Annotated in this window: 2 protein-coding genes and 1 pseudogene; 1 reads left to right on the top strand and 2 read right to left on the bottom strand. The window is 42.1% G+C overall.

Annotated features, from left to right (window positions below):
* Positions 1 to 3,686, top strand: a 3,686-nt coding sequence (locus AB6C75_RS14370; RefSeq protein WP_372108024.1) for a VWA domain-containing protein, incomplete at its 5' end; no start/stop codon positions are given.
* 93 nt (positions 3,687 to 3,779) lie between these two features.
* Here the strand turns inward: AB6C75_RS14370 and AB6C75_RS14365 are convergent.
* Together AB6C75_RS14365 and AB6C75_RS14360 are read right to left on the bottom strand one after the other, a co-directional pair.
* Positions 3,780 to 4,973, bottom strand: coding sequence for a class I SAM-dependent methyltransferase (locus AB6C75_RS14365; RefSeq protein ID WP_017103465.1), 1,194 nt, complete (start codon positions 4,971 to 4,973; stop codon positions 3,780 to 3,782).
* A 129-nt stretch (positions 4,974 to 5,102) separates the two neighbouring features.
* Positions 5,103 to 6,505 (bottom strand): annotated as a pseudogene (locus AB6C75_RS14360) (methyl-accepting chemotaxis protein).
* Positions 6,506 to 6,558 lie beyond the last annotated feature (53 nt).

The following is a 6,558-nucleotide window of genomic DNA, read 5'->3' as shown; positions in this document are numbered from 1 at the left end:
TGACGGGTCAAGTGGGCGACAACAACGACGCACTGAGCCTCACCGACAGCGGCGCGGGCATCATCACCGACAACGACGTAACAATCAAAGTCCATGATGCTGCGCCTGTCGATGAAGGAGATAAAGCATCCTTTAAAGTGACATTAAATGAAGCCTCTTCTGAAAAACAGTATGTTAAATTCGAAGCGACAACGAATGGTTACGATACTGAATCTGATGACATCGATCCAAACAGCCTAACTTACGAATACAAAGATGCTAACGGCGATTTCCAAGTTGCCAATGTCGTTAACGGTTATGTTGAAATTCCAGCGGGTACTACCGAACTTCGTGTAACGGTGCAAACCGTGCAGGATGAGAAATTCGAATGGACTGAACGTTTTGGACTACATATTGTCGACACCAAATCTATAAGTGGTGGAACGTCGAGTATTGATGAAGCGAATTCTGAACTACAGGGTAAGGGTACAATAAACTTAGATCACACAGATAACCCTACGCTTGAATTAAAGGATGCTGATGTTGTTAATGAAGGAAGCACTGCTGTATTTGAAGGGCATCTGACGAAGGTTTCTGAAGCGTCGATTGAGATGAAAGTCGAGTTTGAATTTTCTAATGGCGTTGGCAAAGCAAACCTTGCGGATTTAGCGGCAGACACAAGTAAGCCCTATGCGGGGGTTACCGTTACATATATTGAAAATGGTAAGACTAAAACTATCTTAGTTGACGAAGCTAACGGTGAATTTACCCTTCCAGCTAAAGTTACGGATTTCAAAGTTAATGTAGATACAGTAAATGATAACCGTTTCGAAACATCAGAAGACTTTGGAATTAAGTTGAGTGAGATACCTTTCCAATCTTCAACTGATGCTAGTAAAGATGTAATCATTAATCACGGTCAGCACGGTGTATCAGCTACGGGCTCTATAAATGAAGACGCTTCTGATAAACCATCTGTAAATGTTGCTAATGCTCGTGCGGTAATTGAGGGGGCGGCTTTAGAGTATAGCGTTTTACTGACAGGTTCTTCTGATGTAGACGTGACATACTCATTTAACTTCCCGAATAGTAGTGATGTTAGAAAAGCAGACATTTCGTTTACGGATGGCGTTAAACTGAGTGCAGATAAGCAATCTATTATTGTGCCTAAAGGCGTATCTTACTTTAAAGTTATTGTTCCGACATTAGATGACGTTCTTGTAGAAAATACTGAAAATTACACGATTACTATTGGTGGCGACACAGGTACTGGCTCGATACTCGACAATGAAGTTGCACCTGTCATCAGGAATCAATCAGTCAGTGTGTCTGAAGAAGCTCTTAGTGGGGGTATTACGGATACGATAGGTTTGCCGAGTGATTCTACTGATGGACACTCTGTTCAGGGGGATTTGTCTATTACCGATGCCAATGGTAACTGGTCTGACACTGTATTTAGTGAATCAAGTTCAATTACAGTAACAACATCAACTGGCCAACCTCTGACATCTGAAGGGCATACAATTACTTGGAGTGTATCAAATAATGGTCACACACTTCTTGGCGAAGCTAACGGTAAACCTGTTATTGAAGCGACTTTAAATAGTAGTGGACATTATGAGGTACAACTTAAAGCTCCTGTTGATCACCCTAATACCAGTGGAGAAGATAACTTATCGATTCATATTCCCGTGATTGCTAAGGATACTTCCGGGTTGTCTAGCTCTGGAGGTCAGATTACGGTTTCAATTGAAGACGACCAGCCAGATGCTAAATATGAAGAAATTGATACGACTATTCATACTGTAGGCACTAATGTTCAGCTTATTTTGGATGTTTCTGGATCAATGAAAGGAGATCGTTTCGATGTTCTTAAAGCATCCGTACTGCAAATGCTTAATCAATATGCGGGAGCATCAGATAATGTTCGTGTTCAGCTTATAACATTCAACTATAACGTTTCTCTAGTTGAGCATAATAACAAAGCATGGATGACTGTCGACGAAGTGAAGGGTTATATCAACGCACTACAGGCCGGTGGTGGTACCGCTTATGATGACGCGATACAAGGTGGTAAGAATTATTGGAATACGGACTCCAGTTTACGTATACCTAACGCAAATAACGTCAGTTATTTCATCAGCGATGGTGCAACACATGAAAATGATAAAATAGATAGATATGAAGAGGCTTCATGGAAGCAGCATTTAACTACTAACAATATTACCGCGCACGCAGTTGGAATTGATCTAAAAGGTAACAGAACTCAGATCAACAAAGTTGCATATGATGGAACAGGTCCCAAAGATAAAAACGCGGAGTTGATTGATGATGAATCTCAGCTGAGTGATGCACTTATTAACTCAATCGTACAAAACGTAACAGGTTCAATCTCAGGTAGCGGTTCTGGTTCTGGTTCTGGTTCTGGTTCTGGTTTTGGGGCAGATGGTGGTTACGTAAGTCAGATAAAATTTGGAACTGGCTCATTTAACTTTAATGGTTCGACTATCTCAACATCGGGAACTTTGCCTTCGAATATTAGCTATTCTAAGGATGAAGCAACCAACAAATTAACCATAACCGTCGATGGTAAGTTCGTATTTGTAATTGACCTTGACACCGGAGCGTATGAGTTTAGTGGTAAACCTCAAGATAGGCCTTCAACACTTGATTTTGATTACACACTGAAAGACGGTGATGGTGATACTAGTAGTAATAAGTTGGTGTTTAATGTTCCTGCTAGTAAATCCGGTTTAGATATTAGTGCGCCAGGTGATGCGGTCGATACTCTTAAGCTATACCATCATCAAAATGGTGATGCTAAGCTTCAATGGAGCTCTGTTGGAACGGATTCAACAACAGAGTATTTCACGAAATCAGAAGTGGCTAATGGATTTAAAGTAAATGTTGGTGCTGGAGGAGATCATGTACACCTTGGAAAAGGCGACGATATCATTTGGCTTGGTGACAGTCATTCAAAGTTAGATGATACAGCGGGTGATAGTGCATCTAAGCAGGCTAACGCTCAAGCGACATTAGAATCATTTACTAACGGTTCAGACAGTAGCTTGTTAGCATCAAACAGTAATGGTGAAGGTGCAGCCTTTAATAACTCTATGCCGAGTCAAAGTAACGCGTATTTAGATATTGCTCATAGTGGTGCTGGCGATGATTATGTATACGGTGAAAAAGGTATAGATGTCATTTTCGGTAGTGCTGGTAATGATTACCTAGATGGCGGACAAGGTAATGATGGCCTCCGAGGTGGAACGGGCAACGATACAGTTAAAGGTGGTGCTGGTGAAGATATTCTTATCGGTGGTCTTGGTAACGATATATTAACTGGCGGCAGTGATGACGATATCTTTAAGTTTGTGGATCAAGACACGACTAGTTCTCGGAATGACATTAGAGATGGTGAAAGAGATGTTATTACTGACTTTACAAAGGGACAGGATAAGATAGATTTATCAGAACTACTGCACACAGATGCGAATGATACTATAGACAGTTTACTTAAGAGTAATCAAATTGGTGTTGTTGAAGGTAACGGTGATTTAACTGTTACAATCTCTCAAGCAGGGACTTCGGTTGGTGAGAATAGTCAACAAATTGTTCTTGAAGGTGCTGCTGGCCAGTACGCGGGGCTATCTGAGAGTGCAATCCTAAGTGATTTACTGAAGATATACGATACAACAAGCAACTAAACAAAAAGGGCCGAAAGGCCCTTTTTTTATATCTTAATTTAGTAAAGTAATCGCGCTTAAGAAACCTTACGTTGAGGTTGCAACACCCTACAGTTACAACACTTTACAGGCAAAACCTTTTAGGTAGAAGCCTTCTGGGTACGCTGTATCTGTTAGGTGGTCAGCGGCTTGCTCGAAGCGCTCGACAAATTTAACGGTTCTTCCTGCATCTAGAGCAGCGTCAGCGATGATTTTTTGGAATAAATCAGTGCCCATCAAGCCAGAGCAAGAGTAGGTGAGTAGAGTGCCACCAGGGTTTAAGATTTGCATTGCAAGCATGTTTACATCTTTGTAGCCGTTAGCTCCTGATGTTAGGTTATTTTTGCTTGAAACGAACTTTGGTGGGTCCATGATCACGACGTCAAACTTAGTGCCTTGATCTCGGTATTCACGAAGTAGTTTAAATACGTCTGCGTTTAGGAATACAGCGCGTTTTTTTGAGATATCAAACTCATTGAGTTCAGCGTTGAACTTAGCTGTATCAAGAGCAAGTTGAGATACGTCTGCGTTGATTACACGTTTTGCGTTGCCTTTCAGTGCGTAAAGACCAAATCCGCCAGTGTATGAGAAACAGTTAAGCACATCTTTGCCTTTAACATACTTCATTGATTCTTTACGGCTATCACGTTGGTCCATGTAGAAGCCAGTTTTGTGGCCTTCCATGATGTTTACGCTGATTTTGACGCCGTTTTCTTCAATGACGATAGATTTTGGTGGCTCTTCACCGTGAAGTACACCAACAACTTGTTCTAGGCCTTCTTTTTTACGAACTGCTACGTCTGAACGCTCGTAAATATTACAGTCTGGGAAGCATTCAATTAAAGCTTCAACCAATACGCTCTTATTGAATTCAGCGCCCGCACTTAGTAGTTGGCAAACTAGGTAGTCTTGATATTTGTCGATAGTGATACCTGGCAGTCCATCAGACTCTGCAGCGGTAAGGCGGTAGCCAGTTAAACCATCACGCTCAATGATGTCTTCACGCAGTGATTGCGCGTCTTGAATTCGTTTTACGAAGAACGCTTTGTTAATTTCTTCTTTTTCAAATGTCCAAACACGAGCTCGAATTTGAGATTCTGGTGAGTAAGCCGCTTTTGCTAGCCATTGACCATTCTGAGCATATACGTCTACAGTTTCACCTTGTTGTGGTTCGCCTTCGACCTTATCGATACCGCGTGAAAATACCCAAGGGTGTTTACGGCGTAGTGATTTATCTCGGCCTTTAGCTAGATGAATTGAAGGAGTCATAATTTACTCTGTTTGTTGAATTTGAAGGAGGGGTATTGTCGGGGAAGTACAAGGGAAAAGCAAATAAGAAAGGGCTGCAAAAGCAGCCCTTGTATTGAACCATCATTAGATGGTGGCTAGATGTCAGTATTAAGCTTTAAGACCTGTCAGTAAACCTTCCATCGTATCGCTCTGCTTACGAAGTTGGTCAACGTTAGAGTTACTTTTACTGATCATCTCGCAGATGCCGTCTGATTGATGACGAATCTCTTCAACGCTTTGTGCAATGTTATCCGCAACGACACCTTGCTCTTCTGCAGCAGTAGCAATTTGCGTACTACTATCAGAAATAGACTGGTTTTTCTCAGCTAAAGAACCGATCTCAACGTTCACTTCCGACATCAGTGTTTGGCCTTCATTGGCATTGTTTACGTCACTTCCATCAGTTTTGTTAATGATTGACTGTTACGCTGTAACGACTCGATCATACTCTGGATTTCAACTGTCGCTTGTTGAGTTCGTCCGGCAAGAGCGCGAACTTCATCAGCAACAACTGCAAAACCACGGCCTTGCTCTCCAGCTCGAGCAGCTTCAATCGCAGCGTTTAGCGCTAACAGGTTAGTTTGTTCAGATATACCATTGATGGTTGCGACTACTTCATCGATCTGCGCTGCATTAGCATCGAGTTCTTCTACTGCTTGCGAAGCCGATTGAATCTCTTGGGATAAGCTAGAGATCGATTCCAAAGTATTAGAAACCTTAACTTGACCACTTTGTGCGACACCACGAGCGTCCATTGTTTGAGTGCTTGAATCATGGGCAAGGGTAGCGACTTCGCGAATCGTTGCTGCCATTTGTTCAGTTGCGCTGGCGAGGCTATTCAAGTGCTCTTGTTGATTACTTGAGATATCTGAGCTTTGTTGTGTTGACTGGTTCAAATCTGAGCTGATTTGCTGCATGAGAGCAACGGACTCTTGGATTGAGAGAACCATGTTTTGTTCACGCTCGGCTACCTTATCGATAGTAATAGCTATTTCACTGAACTCATCACGAACTAAAAAGTAGTTCATACGACAAGTTAAATCGCCACTTGCAAGTGTGCTGAGTGCTTTGTTCATCGAGAACATAGCGCCACCAATGAAAGTCATGATGTAGTAAACCCCCAGAGCTATCAGCGTGAGAGTTACCGCAATAATCGAAACCTGAGTTGTAGATAGAGCTGACCATAAGTTTTGGTCATGGCTTGCGACCAAACTGAAGGCGCCATTCATGACAGAAACAGATCCTGCGCCATATCCTAAAGAGATGGTGTCAGAATTGCTAATGAGTTGAGCGACCTGATCTTTGGTGAGTTGTCCAGCTTCAATCAGCCCTTTCATCAGGTGTAATTCATCCTGGTAAAGGTGAGTAAGTAAAGAGTCCGCGGCGCTATCTAAAACTAGAGTAAGTATAACCAGGGCGATAAGAGGTAATAAGAATAGTAGATAGAACTTTTCTTGGATTTTTAGGTGAATGAGATATTTGTCAATCCAACGAAACGGGATTTCTTTCATAATTAAACATTGATAAACCCCCAGCTCTGCTGGGGTGACTCGCATAGGTTTGA

This window comes from Vibrio sp. 10N.237.312.B06, assembly GCF_041464685.1.
GTDB classification, from domain to species: domain Bacteria; phylum Pseudomonadota; class Gammaproteobacteria; order Enterobacterales; family Vibrionaceae; genus Vibrio; species Vibrio tasmaniensis_A.
Note: the sequence above shows the minus strand (reverse complement) of the source record. Positions and strands in the feature narration are given on the sequence as shown.

Bases quoted from the DNA above. Each gene is read 5' to 3' on its own strand.
- AB6C75_RS14365 (WP_017103465.1), bottom strand. From the start codon at position 4,973: ATGACTCCTTCAATTCATCTAGCTAAAGGCCGAGATAAATCACTACGC.